The following is a 19,828-nucleotide window of genomic DNA, read 5'->3' as shown; positions in this document are numbered from 1 at the left end:
ACCTCCTCCTTTCCGGGTTTAGGCGTTCAGGCCGAGGAGCGGCAGGGCCCCGCGGGCAACGACGTACAGGCCGACCAGGATGACGAGGCCGGCGAAGGTGACGGTCAGGGCGCGCTTGCGCCCGGCGAGGCGCTGGCCAAGCCTCGATCCGAGGAGGCCTCCGAGCACGCCCCCCAGGATGAACAGGCCGGCGAGCGGCCAGTCGATCAGGCCGGAGGCGGCGTAGCTCGCCGCGGTCGCCGCCCCGAAGGCGCTGACCGCGACCAGTGAGGTGCCGATGGCCATGGGCAGCGGCATCGACGTCGCCAGCATCAGTCCTGGCACGATCAGGAATCCCCCGCCGATGCCGAAAAAGCCGGAGAACAGGCCGACCGCGAGGCCGATGCCGAGCAGCCAGGGCAGGAGCACCGGGGCGCTGGCCTTGGTCAGGCGCACGTCCGGGTCGCCCTCGCCGCGCCGCTTGCGCAGCATCAGGCCGCCGACCACGAGCATGACGACCCCGAACAGGGCGAGCAGGCTGTTCCCGTCGACCGCTTTGGCGACCGCCGAGCCGACGAGCGCGCCGAGGACCCCGGCGAGCGAGAACGCCGCCGCGCAACGCCACTTCACGTTCCCGGCCCGCCAGTGCGGGACGAGGTTGCCCGCCGCGCTGACCGAGACCGCCAAGGCACTGGTTCCGATGGCCACGTGGGGCGAGGACACGCCGACCACGTAGGTCAGCAGCGGGACCGCGAGGATCGAGCCACCCCCGCCGACGAGGCCGAGGATCACGCCCACGACCCCTCCCGAGCCGGCGGCGAGGCCGGATGTTAGGGGGCCGGGCATCATGCGTCGGCTCCCAGCACGGCCGTCGGCTTCAGGCGGGCCGCCGGCACCAGGCGGAACAGCAGCATGCCTGCGATGATCGCCATCACGAAGGTCACGGCCTCGGCCGGGGCAATCGTCAGGATGGTGAGCGCGGGCCCGGGGCACAGGCCGGCCAGTCCCCAGCCGAGGCCGAAGATCGCGGCCCCGGCGATCAGGCGCGCGTCGAGGTCGCGGCGGGCCGGGACATCGAGCCTGGGCGCGAGAACCGGTCGGCCGCGCCGCCGCGTCAGGTGGTAGCCTGCGGCCGAGACCGCGACGGCGCCCGCCATGACGAGGGCGAGGCTGGGGTCCCAGCGACCGGTCACGTCGAGGAAGGCGAGGACCTTCGCCGGGTCGGCCATGCCCGAGACGAGGAGGCCGAGGCCGAAGAGGAGGCCCACGGCGAAGGCGGAGGCTGTCTTGGCCATGGTTCAGGCTCCGACCAGATGGCGCACGACGAGGACGGTGAGGATGGCGACCGCCATGAAGGTGCCGGTGGCGGCCAGCGAGCGGGGCGAGCCGCGGCCGATGCCGCAGACCCCGTGGCCGCTGGTGCAGCCGGCGCCGAGGCGCGCCCCGAACCCGACCAACAGGCCCGCGAGGATCAGGAGCGGGAACGACGCGCCGATAGTCACCGGCGGAAGGCTGCCCCCCAGGCCGGCGTAGGCGAGAGGCGCCAAGATAAGGCCAGCCACGAAGGCGGCGCGCCAGCCAGTCTCTCGCGAAGGCGGCGCGAGCAGTCCGCCGAGGATGCCGCTGATGCCGGCGATCCTTCCGTTTAGAAGCAGGAACAGAGCCGCGGAGGTACCGATCATGGCACCGCCGACCGTGGCGCTCAGTGGCGTGAAGCCATCCATCGACATCCCTCCGGAGATGCGGCTGAGGTGCGCCTTCGACTTGCGCTCGATCCCCAAGGCGCTTGCCAGGTTGACCTGAGGCCGGACGAATCGCTGCCGGCCGCTTTGAATTAGATAGTTCTAAATTAGACACTTCTAATTTAATTGCAAGAGGGAGGCATTCGATGGTGGCTGGAACTGCGCAGCGGGTTTCGCTTCACACGGGTGCGCGGGACAACCGCCGCATCGCTGCCGAGCTCGATGCGAGCGTTCGCTGGCATGCCGAGCACCCGCAGGCCATCGGCCGTCGGCTGTGCGAGCTCGACGTGGAATGGGACATTGAACGGACGCTGGAGGCCAACGCCGCGACTCTGGCACTCACCGGGACGTTGCTGGGCATGACCACGGACGGCGGTGGCTCGCCTTGCCGCTGGCGGTGACCGCCTTCCTGCTCCAGCACGCCGTCCAGGGCTGGTGCCCGCCGTTGCCGGTGCTCCGACGGCTCGGCTTCCGCACGGCCCGGGAGATCGAGATCGAGCGCAACGCCCTGAAGGCGCTCCGTGGCGATTTCGGCCCCATCGGACCCGGACCGGGCGATCACGACAGCCGGGCCAGCCATGCGCTCATGGCGGCCAGGCTTGAACGATAGACAGGGAGACGGGTTCGTCTCGCCCCGCGCCAGGGGTCGAAACCTTCCGTTTGGTTCCAGCCTTGAGGGTCCGCTCCCGACCCACGCCAGCCGCTCGCAACACGCTTATCGTTTCCCGAAACCAGTCGTTCTTTGGTTGTCCCACAACTTCTGCTAGGGCAAGAATTGGCTATGTTCGGCTGGGCGGGTCGCTATGTTCCCGAACAGCAGGTTGCAGGCTGGCCGCTCTCGCAAGCTTCTTGGATCGGCGGACACGGTACGTCACCGAAGGAGCAGAACACGCAGCAGTCGCCTGCATTCGGACGCAGGAGGGTGCCACAGCCAGTGCACTCGTAGAAGAACTGGCAGGCGTCGGTCGGCATCGTTTCTGTCGCCTGATGGCCGCAGTGTGGACAGGTGAGAGTGGACTGAAGCTGCATCTACTTTACTGCATGGCCCTGAGCACTACGGGCTCAAGGTAGGGTTCCCACACAAGCGCAAGGGTAACCAGCGCCGTCCCGATCCCGAGCGAGGCAGCCGTGCGCCTTGATGGTCCGGTACTTGTACATGGACCAGCCATGTCGCAGGCCGTCGCCCGGCGGCGGAGGAACAGCCCCCAGCCCACGAGGAGGGCCAATGCTGCACCGCCGAGCAGGACCGGCCGGATGCTCGCCAACATCGCCAACCCGCCGAATACGGCCCCCGTTGCGCCGAGACCGGCGAGCGCCACCGGCAGAGCGCAGCAGGACGATGCCGCCAGCGCCCCCAGTCCGGCGACTGCACCCAGCCCGGCTAACCAGCTTCCTGAGGGAGCAGGCAGGCTATCCCGCGGATGTGGGGCAGGCCTCGCAGGAGCCGCTACGGATGGTGTGTCGATCATGGTCATGCCACTCTGCATCCCGTAGCCACTACGGGATCAAGAGAGAAATGGTCACGAGTTCGCGCGGTCTCTCCATCGGGCAAATCGCGGCGGCGGCTGGGGTCAATCTGGAGACGGTCCGCTACTACGAGCGCATCGGGCTCATGCCACCGCCTGCTCGCACTGGGGGGGCCACCGTGCTTACGATCCGGCCCACGTCCAGCGTTTGGCGTTCATCCGTCACGCTCGCGCGTTGGGCTTCGGGATCGAGGACATCCGCACCTTGCTGACGTTGGCCGAGCCCGGTCACCGTTCCTGTGCCGAGGTTCTGGAGATTGCCAGTGCGCATCTGTCCGAGGTTCGCGCCAAACTTGCCCATCTCGCGCGGCTTGAGCGCATCCTGAGCGATACGATCAACCAGTGCAGCGGCGCGCCGACGCCTGCCTGTCCGGTTCTCGACATGCTCGATGCTCCGGTGTGAGAGAGCATCTCCTTTGAAGATCCGAGGACAATCGGAAGCGGGCGCGGAGTGGGTGTCCCCTTCGATGCTTCTCCGATCAAAAGCGGACCGGCTGGAAACCATCCCGAGCGGACTTGCCGCTATCGACCCAACCTCGCCGTAAGAGCAAGCCAACGTATCTCTCGAAAGCAGCCGTTGCAGTCGATCTCGCCTTGCGAGGGCATGATCTCGGATCTACGCCTTTCAAAACGGTGACACCACCGCATTAGTCCTCTGACTGCTCCTAAGTGTCGGCCGTATGCCGTGATTGAGGACGAGTCGACGGTCACGCTGGCGTGACCATTTTTTCGTCTGTCAGCGGAATAGAAGGGCCCGTTCGACATCCCTCCCGATGCGGTAATGCTCGACCGCGGGAGACTTCACCCATGCGCAATCTGCTGATCCGCGCCGCCTTTGCGGCCATCGCCTTCTCCGCCGTGGCCGCTCAGGCCGCCGCGCCAGCCATGACGGCCCAGACCGCCAAGGGGCCGGCCCTGGTCGATGCCAGGAGCATGACCCTCTACACCTTCGACAAGGACATGGGCGGCAAGTCGATGTGCAACGGCCCGTGCGCCGCCAACTGGCCGGCCCTGATGGCCGCCTCCGGCTCGGCCGTCAGCGGTGACTGGACGATAGTGACGCGGGACGACGGCACGATGCAGGGGGCCTACAAGGGCAAGCCGCTTTACACCTTCGCCAAGGACACCAAGCCGGGTGACATCACCGGCGACGGCTTCCTCAACGGCGCTTGGCACATCGCTAAGCCTTGATCGGTGAATGCCTGGATCGGTCCTCTTTAACCGAGAAACGTCGTTGGACGACATCGCCTACCTCATCGAACCGCAGATCCCGGCTTTGCGGCGCTACGCCGTCGCGCTGTTGCGGGACCGCGAGGCGGCCGACGACCTCGTCCAGGACACGCTGGAACGGGCATTGTCCGCCTGGTCCGGATGTCGCCGCGACGGCGACTTCCGGGCGTGGCTGTTCACGATCGAGCGCAACCTGTTCCTCGGCGCCGTCCGGCGCCGGGGCCGGCGCGGCGTCGATGTCGGCGCGGAATCACTGGAGCAGGTGCCCGATCCGGGTATTGACCCGGAAGCCGCGATGGGAGCTCGCGACGTACTCGCCGGGCTCGACACCCTGCCCGAGGAACAGCGCTCGGTGCTGCTCCTCGTGGCGGTGGAGGATCTGTCTTATGCCGAGGCGGCCCAGGTGCTCGGGGTACCGCTGGGCACGGTGATGTCGCGGTTGAGTCGGGCGCGGACGCGGATGCGAAGTTTTCTGGAAACTGGCCGGACTAGCGTCTTGAGGAGGGTGAAATGAGCGGGGATCCACGCCCGGTCGGCGAGGACGACCTGCACGGCCTGATCGACGGCCGCCTCGAACCGGAGCGGCTGGCGCTGGTCGAGGCATGGCTCAAAGGAAACCCCGCGCGTGCGGCCGAGGTCTCGGCGGATCGCGCCCTGCGCGAGCGCCTGCGTGCTCGCCTCGCGCCGACCGCCGAGGAGGCAATCCCAGCGCGGCTCCGGGTTGCCAACATTCGCCCGCGACATCGGTTGGTCGGCGCGGGCTGGTTCCCCATGGCGGCTGCAGCCGTGCTCTGCCTCACGCTCGGCGGTGCCGGCGGCTGGGTCGGCCATGCCCTGCTCGGCGGGCCCGCGACGGCGATGGTGGCGGAGGCACCGGCGACGCAGGACGCGGTCGCGGCCTTTCGCACCTTCGTGGTCGAAGTGGTGCATCCGGTGGAGGTGCGCGCTGACGAGAAGCCCCACCTCGTGACGTGGCTCTCGAAACGCCTCGGTCATGCGGTCGCGGCCCCCGATCTCGCGGCGCAAGGGTTTCGCCTGATGGGCGGGCGGTTGCTGCCGGCCGGCACCGAATCCGCGGCGATGCTGATGTACGACGACGATCGCGGAACCCGCCTGACGCTCTACAGCCGCGTCGGAAACGGCGATGGGAGGACGCTCTTCCGCTTCGCCCGAGAGGGCGACATCGCTGCCTTCTCCTGGGTCGATGGCGGCATGTCCTACGTCGTCACCGGCCGCACCGACGAGGCCCGGCTGCTCACCGTCGCGCAGGCGGTCGATGCGCACGTCCGCGGCCTCGCGCCGGATCGTCGGCAGCCATGACCCTCGACCAGCTCCGCATTTTCGTGGCCGTGGCGGAGCGGCAGCACGTGACCCGGGCTGCCGAGGCGCTGAACCTCGTCCAATCGGCGGTCAGCACGGCGATCGCCAACATCGAGGGGCGGCACGCGGCCAAGCTGTTTCACCGGGTTGGCCGCGGGATCGAGCTGACCGAGGCGGGGCGTGTGTTCCTCGTCGAGGCCCGCGCCGTGCTCGCCCGCGCCGAGGCCGCCGAACTGGTGCTCGCCGACCTCAGCGGCATGCGGCGTGGGACGCTGGCGCTTTTTGCCAGCCAGACCATCGCCAGCGACTGGCTGCCTCGCCACCTCGTCGCCTTCCGCCGGGCCTACCCTGAGATCGCTATCCGCTTGGCGGTGGGCAACACCACCGACGCCGCCGACGCGGTGCGCGCGGGGCAGGCCGAACTCGGCTTTGTCGAGGGGGCGCTGGACGACCCGACGCTCGCAAGCACGACCATCGCCCAGGACAAACTCGTCCTCGTGGTCGCCCCAAACCATCCCTTCGCCGGGGCGACCGCCCTCGCACCCGAAGACCTCGCCGGGGCCGACTGGGTGCTGCGCGAGGCGGGATCGGGAACCCGCTCCGCCTTCGAGGCTGCGCTCACGGAGGCCGGCCTCGCCCTAGGCCAACTCCGGGTCACGCTCGAACTGCCCTCGAACGAGGCTGTACGCGCCGCCGTCGAGGCCGGGGGCGGGGCCGCCGTCCTGTCCGAGACCGTGGTCGCCGCAGCGCTTCGAACCGGGACCCTGGTGCGGGCGGCGTTCGCCCTGCCGAGCCGGCCGTTCCGGGTGCTGCGCCACAAGGAGCGCTACCGCAGCCGGGCCGCCGACGCGTTGCTCGACCTGATCGCGACGGCGGATGCGGGATGAGCGAGGACGCGAAACCCATGCCCCCCAACGCCCCGCGGGTGAGGCTCGCCGAGGACCGGACCGTGCTGGCGGCCGAGCGCACCTTCGTCGCGTGGCTTCGCACCGGGCTCGCGTTCCTCGGCATCGGCCTTGCCGCGCAGCGCTTCCTGCGGGAAGTGCTGGCGGTCTGGCCGCTGAAGGTGCTGTCGCTGACGCTGATCGCCTGCGCGCTCACCTCGTTCGCCGGCGCCGTGTGGCGGGACCGGGCGATCCGGGCGCGACTCGCCCATTCCGAGATCCCGATGATGCCGCGCCTCCTCACCATCGGGATCGCGGCCCTGCTGATCGCGATCGCGGGCCTCGCGGCCACCGCCCTGCTCTGGGCGTGAGGGTCAAGCGACGGTCACCCGCACCCGGTGCCAGGCGGCGCTGAGGTAGCCCTTGTAGTTCCAGGTATCGTCGGGGGCGGCCGGCTGGGTCTGGCCGGCGGAATCCCAGGCCCGCACTGCGAGCTCGTGCTCGCCCGTCGTCAACTCGCGCTCGATCTCCCAGAACGTCCAGGCGTAGGGCGCGTCGGCATCGCGCTCGATCCGGGCCTGCGCCCAGCTACGGCCGCCATCCGTCGAGACGTCGACGCGGGCGACCGCGCGGTCGCTGGCGATGGCGTAGCCGCGGATCGCGTGCCGGCCGGCCGTCAGGGACGCGCCGCGGGCGGGCTCGCAGATCGCGCTGTTGAGCGGCATCGCCTCGATGGTGATGCCGTGGGCCGGGTCGGCGGTCTCGGCCGTCACGTCGGGCGGAAACAGCTTGTAGTCGTCGGCCTGCATGGGGTTGTCGGAGGGCCGGTCCTGCACCGTGATCCGGGCGAGCCATTTCGGGCTGCGGATGCCGGCAAATCCCGGCACCACCACACGCAACGGATGGCCGTGCTCGGGGGCGAGATGCTCGCCGTTCATCGCGAAGGCAAGCAGCGTCTCGGGGGCCAGCGCCTTGGCGAGCGGGATCGAGGCGCCGAAGCGCGTGTCCGTGTCCGCGATCCGGTCGTGGCTCTCGAAAGCGACGTAGCGCTCTTCATCTGCATCGATGCCGGCCGCGCGCAGCACCTCGGCGAGCCGCACGCCGGTCCATTCCGCGTTGCCGATGGCACCAGGCGCCCACGGGTCGCCGGAGACAGGCGCCACCGCCAGCATGTCGGCCCGTCTGTTGCCGGCGCATTGCATCACCGCCGTGACGGTGGCTTGCGCAAAGCGCGCCTTGAGTTCCGCGAGGGAGAGTTCGAGCGGCATGGCGACCATCCCGTCGACGGTCAGGCGGTAGCCGTCGGCGTCGAGGTCCGGGATGTCGCCGTGGCTGCGGACGTAGAAGTCGGCCTGGTCGGTGAGGAACGCCGCCCGCAGGCGATCGAGCGGCGGCTCGGCGTTGTAGGGCGCCTTTCCGTGGACGATGAGGCGGTCCTTGCGCTGGAACAGGCCGAGCATGGGGTCTTTGTCCTGCGTACGTGGCATGTCGACGACGAGAACGCGCCGGGGGTCGATAAGGCCCCCGGCGCGCGTCGCCTCAGGGCTTCATTGTCGAGACCACCGCATTCTTCGCGCGATCGACCACGGCGACGCTGAGATCGCGGTTGAGGACGTAGGCGTAGGCGTTGTCGGCCGAGAACGCGATCGCCTGGCGCGGCTCGTTCAGGCCGGTCACCGTGGCGACGACCTTGAGGGTGCCGGTGTCGATCACCGAGAGTGAGTTGTCCTTGAGGTTGCCGGAATAGACGAAGCGACCGTCCGGTGTCAGCGCGGCTCCGTAGGGGTCCTTGCCCACCTCCACCTCGGAGGTGACCTTGCGGGCGGCGACATCGACCACACCGATAGTATTGCGGCCGCTGTTGGCGGCAAACAGCGTCTTTCCGTCCTTGGTGATCGAAATGGCGCGCAGCTTGTCGAACCCAGCGATCTCGCCGGTGATCTTGTTGGTGGCGGTATCGACCAACGTGATCTTGTCGCCGAGGAAGTTCGTCACGAACACGGTCTTGCCGTCGGGCGACAGCTTCACGCCCTGGCGCGGTTGCGCGAAGCCTGGGATCACGGCCTCCGCGAGCATGGTCTTGGTGTCGAACACGGTCAGCGTGCTCGCGGCCTCGTTGTTGACGTAGAGCTTGCCCCCGTCGGCCGAGAGCACGGTGCCGAAGGCCCCGGGCCCGGCGGCGAGAACGCCGGCTTCCTTGCCGGTGGCGGTCTCGTAGACCGTGATCCGGCCGGTGCCGCTGTCGGAGACGTAGAAGCGGGCGCCGTCCGGTGCGAACACGATGTTACGGAGCGTGACGAAGCCGTCGAGGCGGCGCAGGACCGTGCCTTTAGCGACGTCGTAGACGACGACGGCGCTCTCCTCGCTGTTCGACACCGCGGCGACGGTCCCGGCAGCGTTCAGCGCCAAGGCGTTGTTCTTGATCGCGCCGTCGAAACCGGCGGCGGACCCGGGCTGGCCCTGGGCGAGAAGCAAGGCAGCTCCGGCGAGGAGGGCGCGGAGGCTGGTGCGGATATGGGTCATGGAGCGGGTCTCTCGGGCATGCGCGCTCGTTCAGCGGCCGGGGCCAGCCATGCGGGCGGGTTCGAAATCGAATTGCGTCGTGCAGGACCGGTCCGGCCATGCATCGCCTCAAGGAGATGCCAGCGAGAGCGGTCTATTCCCCGAGGCCGGCGAAAAAACGCGGCGGCCTCGGGTTTCGGGGGTTCAGGGCGTCGGCTTCAACGCCGTGAGGTAGTCGACGATGGTCTGCACGTCGGCCTGATCGACTGGCGCCTTGTAGACGTGGATCATCTTGTTCACGGTCTCGGTCCACTGCGCCTTCGAGAGCTTGGGCTGGGTCAACACCATCCCGGTCGAGTGGCAGGCGAGGCAGTTGTTGTTGACCGCCTCCGCCCCCGGCCCGTCGGGGAAGATCCGGTCGGAGGTCGGCATCTCGATCGATTGCGAGGTGAAGCGCATCGGCTCGGGAGCCGGGGCGGCGACCGCCACCAGGGGAGACAGTATGAGCGCGACGCTGAGTGCCGCAGAGCGGATCGGGGTCATGGCTGTTCTCCTCAAGCGGCCTGGAAGGACACGGTCTCGATACCGTTCTGCATGAAGCCAGCCCCGTTCCAGACCCGGTCCGTGGGCTGCGCGACGCCGTTGGTATTGGTGCAGCGGACCTTCACCGTGTGGGTGCCGGCGGCCAACGCCGGCAGGCTGCCCTCGAAGCGGCGGAAGCTGTAGGGGCCCTCGTCCGCGCCGAGCTGTGCTGGAAGCCACGTCGCCCCGCCGTCTCCGGAGAACTCGACCGCCTTCACCCCGCAATCGCCGCCGAAGGCGATGCCGCGTACGGCCAACGGCGTTCCGGCCGCGACCTTGGCGCCGTCCTGCAGATTGGTGACGAACGAGCGCGGTACCATCTTGTTGATCGGCACCGTCTTGAAGCCGGTCTGGCCGGGCTTGATGTTGGCGCCCGGGACGTCCGGGATACGATAGGCGGTCTTCATCCAGTACTGGTCGTCGGGCTTGTCCAGCACCTCGATGTCCGACAACATCTTGACCCAGTAGGTCGAGTACCAGCCCGGCACCACGAGGCGGAGCGGGAAGCCGTTGAGAAGCGGCAATTGCTCGCCGTTCATCGCGTAGGCGATCATCACCTCGCCATCGTTGGCGTGGTCGAGATCGAGCGACTTCTTGAAGTCCGGCGCGTCGCCCACGACCGGCTCGTCGAGACCGCTGAAGCGCACCTGTACGGCACCGGCCTTCACGCCGGCCTTTTCGAGCACGTCCTTGAGGCGCACCCCGGTCCAGCGGGCGTTGCCCATCGAGCCGTTCGCCCATTGCGCGCCGGGCACCCGCGGCTCGAACAACCCGCGGGAGTTGCCCGAGCATTGGTTGACCGCGGCGATCTCGAAGCGCGGCAGGCCGGCGATGGCATCGAGGGAGAGCGAGAGCTCCTTTTCGACATGACCGTGGACCTTCAGACGGAAGGTGCCGGCATCGACCTCGGTCGGGATCGAGGCCCAGTGCCAGCGCACGTAGAAGCGGTCGTTGGGAGTGAACACGCCCTCGTCGAACACCGAAAACGGCGTTTCCAGTAGCGGAGGATGGGTGCGCTGCAGGATCATCTCGCCCTTGCCAGGAAAGGCGGTGGTCAACGCCCGCTCGTCCGGGCCGCCCGGCAGAGGAAGCCTCACAGTGCCCTTGGCCCAGGCCGGCAGCGCGGCTCCAAGGCTGCCGAGCCCGAGTCCACCCAACACGAGGCGGCGGTTCGTCGGTCTGTCCAGTCCGTGCATGGTCTCTCCCCCCTTGAAGAATGTCGGCGTCGATGCGTTCGAGGGCACCAAGCCCGCCGCGGTACCTCGCGACCAGGGAGATGCTACGGGATGCGATTTATTCCCACTAACGGTCTTTTGTGATGCGAACGATCTCTCAAAGCGATGATTTGGAAATTTTCGATCTCCGCCCCAGTGGTGCTTGATGCTGTTTCAACGTCGGGCCGCCGGTGCTTCAACTGCCGTGGTCCTGCGATGCCCGAACAGGGCGTGACGTTCGGCGAAACCGCGCAGGGCGACGGTGCCGAGCGGTTCGAGGGAATGCGCGAGGCCGTCGAGGAAGGTGTCGGTGGCGATGAGCGGGGTATCATATGTCTTGCACAGGCGCTCGACACGGGCGAGCACATTCAGATCTCGGCCGATCGCCGTGAAATCGACCCGGTCGCCGCCGCCGATATTGCCGTAGGCGACTTCTCCGACATGAAGTGCGACACCGACCTCGAAGGCGGGTCTATGGCCGTCGCGCAAAGTCGCAAGCGCATCGAGTGCGGCCTCGGCGGCACGCAAGGCGGCACGGCGCGCTTCGGCCTCGTCGCGATCGGCATCGAACACGGCCAGTAGCCCGTCGCCGATATACTTCAGCACCTCGCCGCCTTCTTCCTCGACGGCTGGCACGATGGCGTCGAACATCCGGTTGAGGGCGGCCACGACACGATCGGGGCTTTGCCGGTCGGATAGTTCGCCGAACCCACGCAGGTCGGTCAGCATCATCGCGGCCCGCATGAGGCGTACGTCGCCGCGCCGAACTGTGCCGGCCAGGATTTGCCGCGCCGGGTCGCGCCCGACATAGGCGCTCAGGACCGCGCCGAGCATGTCGTCGAGCGCCTTGATCTCGAACAGCAGCGAGAACGGCTCGATAAGCGCCAGCAACGTGTCGATCTCGATCGGCGTCAACCCGCCCGGTCTCACTGTCGCCCAGGAGGCGGCACCCATGCGTCCACGCGCGGCGCGCAGCGGCGCGATGAGGTAGTCGGTCAGACCCTCGTTGCGAAGCTCGCCAAGCACGGGAAACGGCAGCGGCCCATCTCCGTCGAGACGGCATTGGAATGGGGTCCGCGTCTCGACCACGTGCTCGACGGTGTTGCCGTGAAAGATCGGCGTTGTCTCGATGCCGTGGCGACGGCGCACAGCTAGGCTCGACGCTCCTGGATGCCAGACGCGCATCACCCACCGGAACGACGGATGCAGGGTCGGCGCGTGGGTGGTGGCGCGGGCTAGCGGCAGGCCGAGCCCCGAGAGGCACGCACTGAACCCATCGAGAAGGGCAGCCGCGTCGGCCGTTTCGCGCCCCGGACCCATCAACCATGCCGTCGCCTGCGCGACTGCCTCGGATGAAGATTGGGACGAACGTGCCACGGCAGTACTTCCATCAAGGGGTCGGATCGATGCCATAGCGCGGATCAGACGAGGCCGAGCACATGGATCAGGCCGAGGCTGACGGCGCCGAGGGCAAGGAGCGAGGCGACCACAGCGAGGGTCACCCGCGCCCCGGCCTTGGCGACGCTGCGCACGTCGACCCCGAGGCCGAGCGCCGCCATCGAGACCACGGTCAGCACGTTGGCGGTCTCCGACATCGGCGCGAGGGCGATCTGCGGGATCAGCCCGGCCGAGCGAAGTCCCGCGAGCGCCAGGAAGGCGAGGATGAACCACGGCACCAGGCGCTGGATCGCGAGGCCACCGCGGGCCGGGCGGTCGCCGGCGGTGACGGCAGGCGCGGCCTCGTCGGTCTCCTCGCGCAGCGAGCTCGCACCGAGCGAGAGCATCAGAACGACCGGCCCGAGCATCAGCACCCGGACGAGCTTCACCAGGGTTCCGACCTGGACGCTGAGCGCCGCGACCGGCGCGGTGGCGGCGAGGACCTGCGGCACGGCGTAGACGGTGAGGCCGGCAAGCACGCCGTACTGCATCGGCGACAGGCCGAGCAGCGGCACCAGCAGCGGCAGGCCGAGCACCACCAGCACGCCCAGGACCGCGGTGAAGGCGATGGAGGCGGCGACGTCCTCGCCGTCGGCGCCGATCACCGGGGCGGTGGCGGCGATCGCCGAGTTGCCGCAGATCGAGTTGCCGCAGGCGACGAGGATTGCCATTCGCGAATGCAGCCCGAGCGCCCGGCCGATGCCGTAGCTCGACAGGATCGCGACCACGACGACGCCCGCGATGCCGAAGAGCAGGCCCGGGCCGGCGGCGAGGATCGTCGCGAGGCTGAGCGACGCGCCGAGCAGTACGACCGCGATCTCCAGCACGGTCTTGGCCCCGAAGGCGATGCCGGGAAAGAAACGCTGCGACGGGGTCCAGGCGGTGCGGATCGCGCTCCCGAGTAGGATCGCCAGCACCAGGGCTTCGAGCCAAGCGCGACCGAACAAATGCGTCTCGACGGCCTCGAAGCCGACCGCTGCGGCGGTTACCGCCACGCAGAGGCTCAGTCCCGGAAGGATAGCTCTCGTGCCGGCCAGAGCACGCATCGATCGAGGGTGGGAGACAAGTCTGGGGGCGGACATGGATGGCTCCGATGTGATGCCGGAGAGTCCCATTGCCCTTTCATTCAATCCAACGGAATGATTAGATGCTTATCATCAATGAAATAGATGAATGAGGCTCCTTTCGCGGCCCGCGGAGATCCATTTTGGGGGCCGACAGGCGCATTCAGCCGTCGATGCAGCGGGCCTTGATCGTCATGTCCGCGGCAAACTCATAGATCCTGACGGAGCCCGTCGCGAGTTCGAGGTGCTCGACCTCCGCCGGGCTGAGGTCTTCGAGCGCCATAACGAGGGCCCGTAGGCAATTACCATGGGCGACGACGAGCACGTCCCTGCCCATGATCGCGGGTAGGATGGATCGGAGGTAGCATGGCACGATGCGGGCGACGGTATCGCGCAGGATCTCACCGTTCGGCGGCGTCTCGGCGTATGAGCAGCGCCAGGTCTTGATCCGCTCCGCCCCCCAGCGCGCATCGGCGGTGGTCTTGTCGGTCGTCTTAGTCCCGCTCGTCGAGCGCGGCGAAGCGTTGGGGATTAAGCCGGGTTGCCCGAGCGCATCGATGATAAGCCAGCCGCTCACGACGGCCCGCGTCAGCGTCGAGGTGAAGGCATCGGAAAAGCGCCAGCTGCGCTTGGCCAAACGCCGTCTGGCTGCCTCGGCTTCCATCAGGCCCTCCTCGGTCAAGGGCGAGTCCAGCAATTCCGTGAATAGACCGAATTGGTTGGCTACGCTCTGGCCATGCCGGACCAGTACGAGACGTCGCGTGATTGGGGCTTTGCGATCGTGAATCCCGCTGTCCCCGAGACAAAGCGCTTCCGCGCCGGTCGCATCGCCTCTGATGAAGTCGGCATCCGGCTTTAACGAACTTCGACCCTGAGATGGGTTGGACCGTCCATCCGGAGACGGCGGTTCATCCTAGGTCCGCTTTAGAACGTTTTGCGACTGAAAGCAGCCAAGCTGCTTCCCAGCGAGGCTGTGTGAGAACGTGTTTCTGCGTGCCGGTTCGGAGCGGTGATGGCGCGCGCTGTGCCGCGTGCTGTCACGCCCGGAGGGCGCTTAGAAGTGGTCCGGTGCCGAGGATCGCCATCACCCGCTTCAGATTGTAGGCCAGGACCTGCAGGCTCATCTCGGTCGCCACGTTCCGCAACCGCCGCATCCGGAAGTGGGTCGCTCCCATCCAGCCCTTGAGCGTCCTGAACACGTGCTCGACCGTCTGGCGGCGCGTACGCATCGCGTGGGGATCCTTGTCGAGCCGGCGCTGCACGGCTTCCAGCACCGCCTCGTGCTCCCACCGCGTCACCCGCCGCTCCTCGGCCGGCGTGCAATGCGCCTTGATCGCGCAGCCCTGACAGGCCGTCGTCCAGTAGCGGCGTAGCGTCAGTCCACCCTCCACGTTGGTGTAGCGATAGGAAAGCCGCTCGCCGGCTGGACACCGGTAGGCATCCGCCTCCGGCTCGTAGACGAAGTCCTGCTTGCCGAAGCGCCCCTCCGCCTTGGCGCCCGAGGTCAGCGGCCTGGGCAGCGTCACCGAGATGCCGACCTGCTCACAGGCCAGGATCTCCTCGCCCGAGAAGTAGCCGCGGTCCGCCAGCACGCTGAGCGCTCCATGCCCGGTTGCTGCCTGCCCCTGGCGGCTCATGTGCGCCAGCTGGGTGCGGTCGTGCCCGATGTTTGTCACCTCGTGCGCGACGATCAGATGATGCTCGGTGTCGACGACCGCCTGAACGTTGTAGCCAACCATCCCTGTGCCCTTGCCGCTCGTGGCCATCGCCCGCGCGTCCGGATCGGCCAGCGAGATCTGCCGATCAGGCGCAGCTTCGACGAGCCTCTCCATCGCCTGCAGTTCGCGCATTCGCGTCCGCAAAGCATCCAGACGCTCCGCGATGCGCACCTTGCGTGCGCATGCGACCTCGTCCTCCTGGCGGTCGGCGGTGTCGAGGGCGGCGAGATAGCGCGCGATGCTCGCTTCGACCTGCTCGATGCGGCGCCGGACCGCCGCCGGGGTGAAGTTGCGATCGCGCGTGTTCACCGCTTTGAAGCGGCTGCCGTCGAGAGCCACGACACCGCCGGCCAGGAGGCCGAGTTGGCGGCACAGGATCACGAACTGGCGGCAGGCAGCCTGTATCGCTGGGCCGTTGTCGCGTCGGAAGCCGGCGATGGTCTTGAAGTCGGGGGCGAGCCGGCCGGTCAGCCACATCACCTCGACGTTGCGGCCGGCCTCACGCTCCAGGCGGCGGCTGGAGGCGACTTGATTGAGGTAGCCGTAGAGGTAGAGCTTCAGCAGTGTCGCGGGATGATAGCCGGGCCTGCCCGTCGCGGCCGGCATCACACCAGCAAAACCAAGGCCCGCAAGATCGAGTTCATCCACGAACGCATCGACGACGCGAACAGAATTGTCCTCAGACACGTAATCGTCCAGGCGATGCGGCAGAAGTGCGATCTGGTGACGATCCGAACCACGCACGAACCGCGTCATACAAGCCTCCACCGTCACGCGGAGACTATCAGAACCGCAGCGTTTTCACACAGCCTCCACCCTGAGCGGGCCCCGCGCACAGGTTCCAAGCATCAGTTTTTTGACCGTTACGGATGGATGTAGGCGAACCCTATGCCCTGCAGGCGTGCCAGTTCGGCGACGCCGCTTGGCACGAGGTCGTCCTCGCCGACGCCGTACAGGGTGGTGCGGTCGATCTTTCGCTCGCGCAGTGTGTTGGCGCAGACCAGGAACCGGACGCCCATTCCCTTGAGGGCGTCGACGCGGCCGGCGAGTTCCTTGTCGTTCGCGGCCGACTGGAAGAGGCCGATCCCGTCGCCGAGGCTTACCACGCGGATCTCGACATGCGCCTTGCCCACGGCCTCGACGTGGTTGCGCAGGTTGGCCAGCAGGCGCTTGAAGTAGGCTGCTCCGTCCGGGCCGCCTCCGCCGTTATGGTAGACCACCTTCTGGTCCGCGTAGTAGCCGGCCGGCGCCTCCGAGCCGGCACGGACCGTCCCGATGCCCATCATCGCGAGGACGACCGCAAGCATCAGGCTCCTAAAGACCGTCGTCATTCGCCACTCCGTCGTCCGTCAGGGGTTCGGGCGCCTCCGGGGCGCCGCGGGTAAGGTCGTCGAGGCGCGCACGGTCGAGGCTGCCGGTCGTCTCCGGCGCTGCCGGCCGCGCGGCCTGGGCGGTGCCGTGCGACCCGAGCACGACGACCTTCGTGCCCGTGGGTACGCGGCGGTGCAGGTCGATCACGTCCTGGTTCAGCATGCGGATGCATCCCGATGACACCGCCTCGCCGATGCTCCACGGCTCGGTGGTGCCGTGGATGCGGTAGAGCGTGTCCTTGCCGTCCTTGAACAGGTAGAGCGCGCGGGCCCCGAGGGGATTGCGCGCGCCGCCCGGCATACCGCCGGCCCAGCGCCCGTTCCGCTCAGGGTCCCGGCGAAGCATGTCGGGGGTCGGCGTCCAGCGCGGCCAGGACGCCTTGCGGGCGACCGTCGCCTCCCCGGTGAACTCGAAGCCGGCCTTGCCCACCCCGACCCCGTAGCGCATCGCCTTGCCGCCCTCCATGACGAGGTAGAGGAAGCGCCGGTAGGGATCGACCACCAGGGTGCCGGGCGGCTGCCTGGTCGGATAGTCGACGACTTGGCGGACATTGCGGGCCTTCAGGTCGCGTGGCTCGACAGCATCGACCGGGAACGGCTCGTCGGTGATGGCCGCGTAGCGACGGACGGCATCGGCCGGAAGGCGCAGTCCCGCCTCTGCAACCGGGCCTGGGGCGCCCATCGATGCCGAGCAAGCACCTAGCGCCGCGGCGAGCGAGAGAAGCGCCGGGAGGCGCAAGACCGGCCGCATCACGAGCGGCCTCTGGCGCGCGCCTGGGCGACCGCCTGCTTGAAGCCTTCGTAGTCGAGGGCGGCCGCGACCTTCAGCGGGCCGATCAGGAAGACCGGCGTCCCCTGCAGGCCGAGTGCGTCGGCCTGGTCGAGGTTGCGCTGGAGCAGGGCGGCGATCTCACCCTGGTGGGACGTCCGGTCCGCCTCCAGGCTGGCCATGTCGACGCCCGAGGCGGACACCGCCTCCAGCATCCGCTTCTTCGGGATCTTGAGGCCAGGGATGCCCATCAGCGCGCGATGCACGTCGTCGTAGCGGCCCTGGTACCGCGCCGCGAGGGCGAGCTGGGCGCCGTAGACGGAGGCGTCGCTGAGGATCGGCCAGTCCTTGTGGACCAGGCGGATGCGACCGTCCGACTTGACCAGCCGGAGCAGGTCGGGCTCGGCCTTCTTGCAGAAGGGGCAGTTGTAATCGAGGAAGGCGACGATGGTCAGGTCGCCCTTCGGGTTGCCCGAGACCGGCGCCTCCGGGTCGTTGAGGATGGCGTTCGGGTCGATGCCCTCGGCGCGGGCGGGGCCGACGGCCAGCCGTGCGAGGGCTGCGGCGGGCAGAAGGGCGAGCAGGGTCCTGCGGTCCATGACGGTCTCCTTGGATGTGTCGGAAGGGGGATGGCTCAGGCGCCGACGAGGGCGAGGCGGCGCTTCAGGTCCTCGACCGTCAGCTCGCCCTCGGTGCGGGCCTCGCCGACCTCGGCGCCGTCGGGACGCATCAGGATGAGGGTCGGCGGGCCGACCACCTCGAAGCGGCGCATCAGGGCGCGGGTGGCGTCGTCGTCGCGCGTGATGTCGGCCCGGATGACCGAGACGGCCTTGAGCCGCTCCCGGATGCCGGCGTCCGCCAGGACGGTCCGCTCGTTGGTCCTGCAGACGGTGCACCAGTCGGCAGCGAACTCGACCAGCACCGGTTTGCCTTTGGCTCGGGCTGCAAGGAGGGCGGCCTCGAAATCCGGAACGGAGGTGACCGTGCGGGTGTCGGCGATGTGGTCAGGTCGTGACGAGCCGAGGCCGGCAAGCGGCCGCAGCGGGTCGTCCGCGCCGGTGGCGGCGCCCAGCAGGAGGAACCCCCCATAGGCGACGGCCACCGAGCCTGCCACACGACCGGCAAGTGACGGGCGACCGTTCGCGGTGATCACTGCGAGCGCCAGTCCGAGGCCGATGGCCAATGCCGCCCAGAGGAGAAGCGACAGCCCGTCCGGAAGGAGGCGCGTCACGAGCGAGGCCGCGAGAGCGAGGAAGACGAAGCCGAAAGCCTGCTTCGCCCGCACCAGCCACGGGCCGGACCGGGGCAGGATGCCGGCGCCGAACGTGCCGACGAGCATTAGCGGCGCGCCCATCCCGAGGCCGAGGGCGAAGAGGGCTAGCGCCCCGCGCAGGACGTTGCCCGTCTGGGCGACGTAGAGCAGGGCGGCCGCGAGGGGCGGCGTCACGCAGGGCCCGACGACGAGGGCCGAGCTGAAGCCGAGGAACGCGGCCCCGGCGACCGATCCCCCCTGCGCCGCCGGGGCGCCGAAGCGGTCCCGCCACCAGCGCGGCGGCTGCAGGTCGAACAGGCCGAACATCGACATGGCCAGCGCAATGAAGGCGGAGGCCATCAGGCCGAGGGCGAGCGGGGTCTGGAGGGCGACCTGCAGGTTGCGGCCGAGCCACGCCGCCGCGACGCCGAGGCTGGCATAGGCCGCCGCCATGGCGAGGACGTAGCTTCCGGACAGCGCCAGGCCCCGCCCCGGCGTGAGGCCCTGGCCCGAGCGGACGATCATGCCCGACAGGATCGGCACCATCGGCAGGACGCAGGGGGTGAACGCCAGCAGGAGGCCGAGCCCGAACATGCCCGCCAGGACGCCGACTAGGTTGCCGACGAGGAGGGCGGCCGGTCCGGCGGGGAAGACTTCCTGGCGGGGGGCGTCGGCGACCGTCGCGTCTGCCGGCTCGGCGGCGGGGGCGGCTCCGCCGGCCGGTGATGCGCCGGCGCTCGCCAGGGAGGCGAGGTCCAGCCGCTTCGTGACCGGCGGGTAGCAGATGCCCCGCTCGGCGCAGCCCTGGTAGATGACCCGAACCTCCCGCAGGCTGGCCAGCGCCGCGCCAGGCACGATGGCCTCCACTGAGTCGTGGTAGACCTCGGTCGGCCCGAAGTTCGGGTCGTCCTTGGTTTCCGCGGGCGGCGTGCTGACGGGAAGCTCCGCGCCGGCACCGGCCTCGGCGCGGATTCTGTCGCGGTAGAGATAGGTGCCGGGCGCGATGCTCCAGCGCAGGTGCAAGGCGAGATCCGCGTCGCGGGTCGCGACGAGGGTGAAAGACGTCTGCCGCGCGGCGCCCTCCTGGGACCATCCCGGCGACCAGGGCGCGGCGCCAGCCCAGACCAGGGCGGCGAGGATGAGGTGTGCGAGGGGCTTCGGCATGGGAGGGGGTCCGGATCGGCCCGCCGCGGGTCCGAAACGCAGCTTAAGCCAGGCTTAAGGCAGGCCCGCAGGGTG

Annotated in this window: 22 protein-coding genes and 2 pseudogenes; 7 read left to right on the top strand and 17 right to left on the bottom strand. The window is 68.8% G+C overall.

The features are described from left to right. Nucleotides 1-18: 18 nt before the first annotated feature. Genes MMSR116_RS14220 through MMSR116_RS14210 form a run of 3 tightly spaced genes read right to left on the bottom strand, consistent with a single transcriptional unit; the run spans nucleotide 19 to nucleotide 1,703 of the window. Nucleotides 19-828, bottom strand: coding sequence for a sulfite exporter TauE/SafE family protein (locus MMSR116_RS14220; RefSeq protein WP_010682465.1), 810 nt, complete (start codon nucleotides 826-828; stop codon nucleotides 19-21). Beyond that, on the bottom strand, nucleotides 825-1,274 hold the full coding sequence (locus tag MMSR116_RS14215; RefSeq protein ID WP_010682466.1) for a DUF6691 family protein: 450 nt from the start codon (nucleotides 1,272-1,274) through the stop codon (nucleotides 825-827). The genes MMSR116_RS14220 and MMSR116_RS14215 overlap by 4 nt, the downstream gene beginning before the upstream one ends. Before the next feature lie 3 nt (nucleotides 1,275-1,277). After that, nucleotides 1,278-1,703 carry a YeeE/YedE family protein gene (locus tag MMSR116_RS14210; RefSeq protein ID WP_010682467.1) on the bottom strand — a complete coding sequence of 142 codons (426 nt, stop codon included), beginning with the start codon at nucleotides 1,701-1,703 and terminating at the stop codon, nucleotides 1,278-1,280. A gap of 164 nt (nucleotides 1,704-1,867) precedes the next feature. On the opposite strand from MMSR116_RS14210, the pseudogene MMSR116_RS14205 reads away from it, so the two are divergent. After that, nucleotides 1,868-2,331 (top strand): annotated as a pseudogene (locus MMSR116_RS14205) (hypothetical protein). A 191-nt stretch (nucleotides 2,332-2,522) separates the two neighbouring features. Here the strand turns inward: MMSR116_RS14205 and MMSR116_RS31885 are convergent. After that, complete coding sequence (locus MMSR116_RS31885; protein WP_083920177.1) at nucleotides 2,523-2,750, bottom strand: GDCCVxC domain-containing (seleno)protein; 228 nt, start codon at nucleotides 2,748-2,750, stop codon at nucleotides 2,523-2,525. Between the two features lie 5 nt (nucleotides 2,751-2,755). Beyond that, nucleotides 2,756-3,190, bottom strand: a complete 435-nt coding sequence (locus tag MMSR116_RS32540) for a mercuric transporter MerT family protein (protein WP_083920195.1) — start codon at nucleotides 3,188-3,190, stop codon at nucleotides 2,756-2,758. A 47-nt stretch (nucleotides 3,191-3,237) separates the two neighbouring features. On the opposite strand from MMSR116_RS32540, the pseudogene MMSR116_RS14190 reads away from it, so the two are divergent. From MMSR116_RS14190 to MMSR116_RS14165, 6 genes and pseudogenes are all read left to right on the top strand, one after another. Further along, nucleotides 3,238-3,650, top strand: a pseudogene (locus MMSR116_RS14190) (MerR family transcriptional regulator). Between the two features lie 404 nt (nucleotides 3,651-4,054). After that, nucleotides 4,055-4,438 carry a COG4315 family predicted lipoprotein gene (locus MMSR116_RS14185; protein WP_010682471.1) on the top strand — a complete coding sequence of 128 codons (384 nt, stop codon included), beginning with the start codon at nucleotides 4,055-4,057 and terminating at the stop codon, nucleotides 4,436-4,438. A gap of 43 nt (nucleotides 4,439-4,481) precedes the next feature. Further along, a complete protein-coding gene (locus tag MMSR116_RS14180) occupies nucleotides 4,482-4,991 on the top strand; it encodes an RNA polymerase sigma factor (protein WP_010682472.1) in 510 nt (169 codons plus the stop codon). Further along, entirely contained in the window at nucleotides 4,988-5,797 is an 810-nt protein-coding gene (locus tag MMSR116_RS14175) for an anti-sigma factor family protein (protein WP_010682473.1), read from the top strand. The genes MMSR116_RS14180 and MMSR116_RS14175 overlap by 4 nt, the downstream gene beginning before the upstream one ends. Beyond that, a complete protein-coding gene (locus tag MMSR116_RS14170) occupies nucleotides 5,794-6,684 on the top strand; it encodes a LysR family transcriptional regulator (protein WP_010682474.1) in 891 nt (296 codons plus the stop codon). The genes MMSR116_RS14175 and MMSR116_RS14170 overlap by 4 nt, the downstream gene beginning before the upstream one ends. A 17-nt stretch (nucleotides 6,685-6,701) precedes the next feature. Continuing rightward, nucleotides 6,702-7,052, top strand: coding sequence for a YidH family protein (locus MMSR116_RS14165; protein WP_010682475.1), 351 nt, complete (start codon nucleotides 6,702-6,704; stop codon nucleotides 7,050-7,052). Between the two features lie 3 nt (nucleotides 7,053-7,055). Here the strand turns inward: MMSR116_RS14165 and MMSR116_RS14160 are convergent, their stop codons facing one another. The 12 genes from MMSR116_RS14160 to dsbD all read right to left on the bottom strand — a co-directional run bounded on the left by MMSR116_RS14160 (nucleotide 7,056) and on the right by dsbD (nucleotide 19,753). Beyond that, nucleotides 7,056-8,141, bottom strand: coding sequence for a molybdopterin-dependent oxidoreductase (locus tag MMSR116_RS14160; protein ID WP_010682476.1), 1,086 nt, complete (start codon nucleotides 8,139-8,141; stop codon nucleotides 7,056-7,058). A gap of 79 nt (nucleotides 8,142-8,220) precedes the next feature. Beyond that, complete coding sequence (locus tag MMSR116_RS14155; RefSeq protein ID WP_010682477.1) at nucleotides 8,221-9,204, bottom strand: beta-propeller fold lactonase family protein; 984 nt, start codon at nucleotides 9,202-9,204, stop codon at nucleotides 8,221-8,223. Between the two features lie 183 nt (nucleotides 9,205-9,387). Then, a complete protein-coding gene (locus tag MMSR116_RS14150; RefSeq protein ID WP_010682478.1) occupies nucleotides 9,388-9,726 on the bottom strand; it encodes a c-type cytochrome in 339 nt (112 codons plus the stop codon). 11 nt (nucleotides 9,727-9,737) lie between these two features. Then, a complete protein-coding gene (locus tag MMSR116_RS14145; RefSeq protein ID WP_010682479.1) occupies nucleotides 9,738-10,961 on the bottom strand; it encodes a molybdopterin-dependent oxidoreductase in 1,224 nt (407 codons plus the stop codon). Nucleotides 10,962-11,153: 192 nt separating this feature from the next. Next, the gene (locus tag MMSR116_RS14140; protein WP_244625664.1) at nucleotides 11,154-12,356 is read right to left on the bottom strand and encodes an adenylate/guanylate cyclase domain-containing protein; all 1,203 of its coding nucleotides are present in this window, start codon (nucleotides 12,354-12,356) and stop codon (nucleotides 11,154-11,156) included. 44 nt (nucleotides 12,357-12,400) lie between these two features. Continuing rightward, complete coding sequence (locus tag MMSR116_RS14135; RefSeq protein WP_010682481.1) at nucleotides 12,401-13,462, bottom strand: YeiH family protein; 1,062 nt, start codon at nucleotides 13,460-13,462, stop codon at nucleotides 12,401-12,403. A gap of 181 nt (nucleotides 13,463-13,643) precedes the next feature. Continuing rightward, nucleotides 13,644-14,228, bottom strand: a complete 585-nt coding sequence (locus MMSR116_RS14130; RefSeq protein WP_085988006.1) for a histidine phosphatase family protein — start codon at nucleotides 14,226-14,228, stop codon at nucleotides 13,644-13,646. Between the two features lie 289 nt (nucleotides 14,229-14,517). Beyond that, nucleotides 14,518-15,954: an IS1182 family transposase gene (locus tag MMSR116_RS14125; RefSeq protein WP_010682483.1), complete on the bottom strand. Its 1,437-nt coding sequence runs from the start codon at nucleotides 15,952-15,954 to the stop codon at nucleotides 14,518-14,520. A 107-nt stretch (nucleotides 15,955-16,061) separates the two neighbouring features. After that, nucleotides 16,062-16,505, bottom strand: a complete 444-nt coding sequence (locus MMSR116_RS14120; RefSeq protein WP_010682484.1) for a DsrE family protein — start codon at nucleotides 16,503-16,505, stop codon at nucleotides 16,062-16,064. 7 nt (nucleotides 16,506-16,512) lie between these two features. Beyond that, the gene (locus MMSR116_RS14115; protein ID WP_010682485.1) at nucleotides 16,513-17,319 is read right to left on the bottom strand and encodes a L,D-transpeptidase; all 807 of its coding nucleotides are present in this window, start codon (nucleotides 17,317-17,319) and stop codon (nucleotides 16,513-16,515) included. After that, nucleotides 17,319-17,936, bottom strand: coding sequence for a DsbA family protein (locus MMSR116_RS14110; protein ID WP_010682486.1), 618 nt, complete (start codon nucleotides 17,934-17,936; stop codon nucleotides 17,319-17,321). Before MMSR116_RS14110 ends, MMSR116_RS14115 begins: the two co-directional genes overlap by 1 nt. A gap of 35 nt (nucleotides 17,937-17,971) precedes the next feature. Further along, nucleotides 17,972-19,753 carry a protein-disulfide reductase DsbD gene (dsbD, locus tag MMSR116_RS14105; protein ID WP_010682487.1) on the bottom strand — a complete coding sequence of 594 codons (1,782 nt, stop codon included), beginning with the start codon at nucleotides 19,751-19,753 and terminating at the stop codon, nucleotides 17,972-17,974. Between the last annotated feature and the right edge of the window lie 75 nt (nucleotides 19,754-19,828).

It is taken from the genome of Methylobacterium mesophilicum SR1.6/6, assembly GCF_000364445.2.
GTDB lineage: Bacteria > Pseudomonadota > Alphaproteobacteria > Rhizobiales > Beijerinckiaceae > Methylobacterium > Methylobacterium mesophilicum_A.
Note: the sequence above shows the minus strand (reverse complement) of the source record. Positions and strands in the feature narration are given on the sequence as shown.

Coding starts and splice junctions, on each gene's coding strand:
- MMSR116_RS14135 (WP_010682481.1), bottom strand. CDS start 13,462: ATGCGTGCTCTGGCCGGCACGAGAGCTATCCTTCCGGGACTGAGCCTC.
- MMSR116_RS14210 (WP_010682467.1), bottom strand. CDS start 1,703: ATGGATGGCTTCACGCCACTGAGCGCCACGGTCGGCGGTGCCATGATC.
- MMSR116_RS14220 (WP_010682465.1), bottom strand. CDS start 828: ATGATGCCCGGCCCCCTAACATCCGGCCTCGCCGCCGGCTCGGGAGGG.
- MMSR116_RS14165 (WP_010682475.1), top strand. CDS start 6,702: ATGCCCCCCAACGCCCCGCGGGTGAGGCTCGCCGAGGACCGGACCGTG.
- MMSR116_RS14170 (WP_010682474.1), top strand. CDS start 5,794: ATGACCCTCGACCAGCTCCGCATTTTCGTGGCCGTGGCGGAGCGGCAG.
- MMSR116_RS32540 (WP_083920195.1), bottom strand. CDS start 3,190: ATGATCGACACACCATCCGTAGCGGCTCCTGCGAGGCCTGCCCCACAT.
- MMSR116_RS14115 (WP_010682485.1), bottom strand. CDS start 17,319: ATGCGGCCGGTCTTGCGCCTCCCGGCGCTTCTCTCGCTCGCCGCGGCG.
- MMSR116_RS31885 (WP_083920177.1), bottom strand. CDS start 2,750: ATGCAGCTTCAGTCCACTCTCACCTGTCCACACTGCGGCCATCAGGCG.
- MMSR116_RS14175 (WP_010682473.1), top strand. CDS start 4,988: ATGAGCGGGGATCCACGCCCGGTCGGCGAGGACGACCTGCACGGCCTG.
- MMSR116_RS14160 (WP_010682476.1), bottom strand. CDS start 8,141: ATGCTCGGCCTGTTCCAGCGCAAGGACCGCCTCATCGTCCACGGAAAG.
- MMSR116_RS14185 (WP_010682471.1), top strand. CDS start 4,055: ATGCGCAATCTGCTGATCCGCGCCGCCTTTGCGGCCATCGCCTTCTCC.
- MMSR116_RS14110 (WP_010682486.1), bottom strand. CDS start 17,936: ATGGACCGCAGGACCCTGCTCGCCCTTCTGCCCGCCGCAGCCCTCGCA.
- MMSR116_RS14125 (WP_010682483.1), bottom strand. CDS start 15,954: ATGACGCGGTTCGTGCGTGGTTCGGATCGTCACCAGATCGCACTTCTG.
- dsbD (WP_010682487.1), bottom strand. CDS start 19,753: ATGCCGAAGCCCCTCGCACACCTCATCCTCGCCGCCCTGGTCTGGGCT.
- MMSR116_RS14215 (WP_010682466.1), bottom strand. CDS start 1,274: ATGGCCAAGACAGCCTCCGCCTTCGCCGTGGGCCTCCTCTTCGGCCTC.
- MMSR116_RS14150 (WP_010682478.1), bottom strand. CDS start 9,726: ATGACCCCGATCCGCTCTGCGGCACTCAGCGTCGCGCTCATACTGTCT.
- MMSR116_RS14155 (WP_010682477.1), bottom strand. CDS start 9,204: ATGACCCATATCCGCACCAGCCTCCGCGCCCTCCTCGCCGGAGCTGCC.
- MMSR116_RS14145 (WP_010682479.1), bottom strand. CDS start 10,961: ATGCACGGACTGGACAGACCGACGAACCGCCGCCTCGTGTTGGGTGGA.
- MMSR116_RS14120 (WP_010682484.1), bottom strand. CDS start 16,505: ATGCTTGCGGTCGTCCTCGCGATGATGGGCATCGGGACGGTCCGTGCC.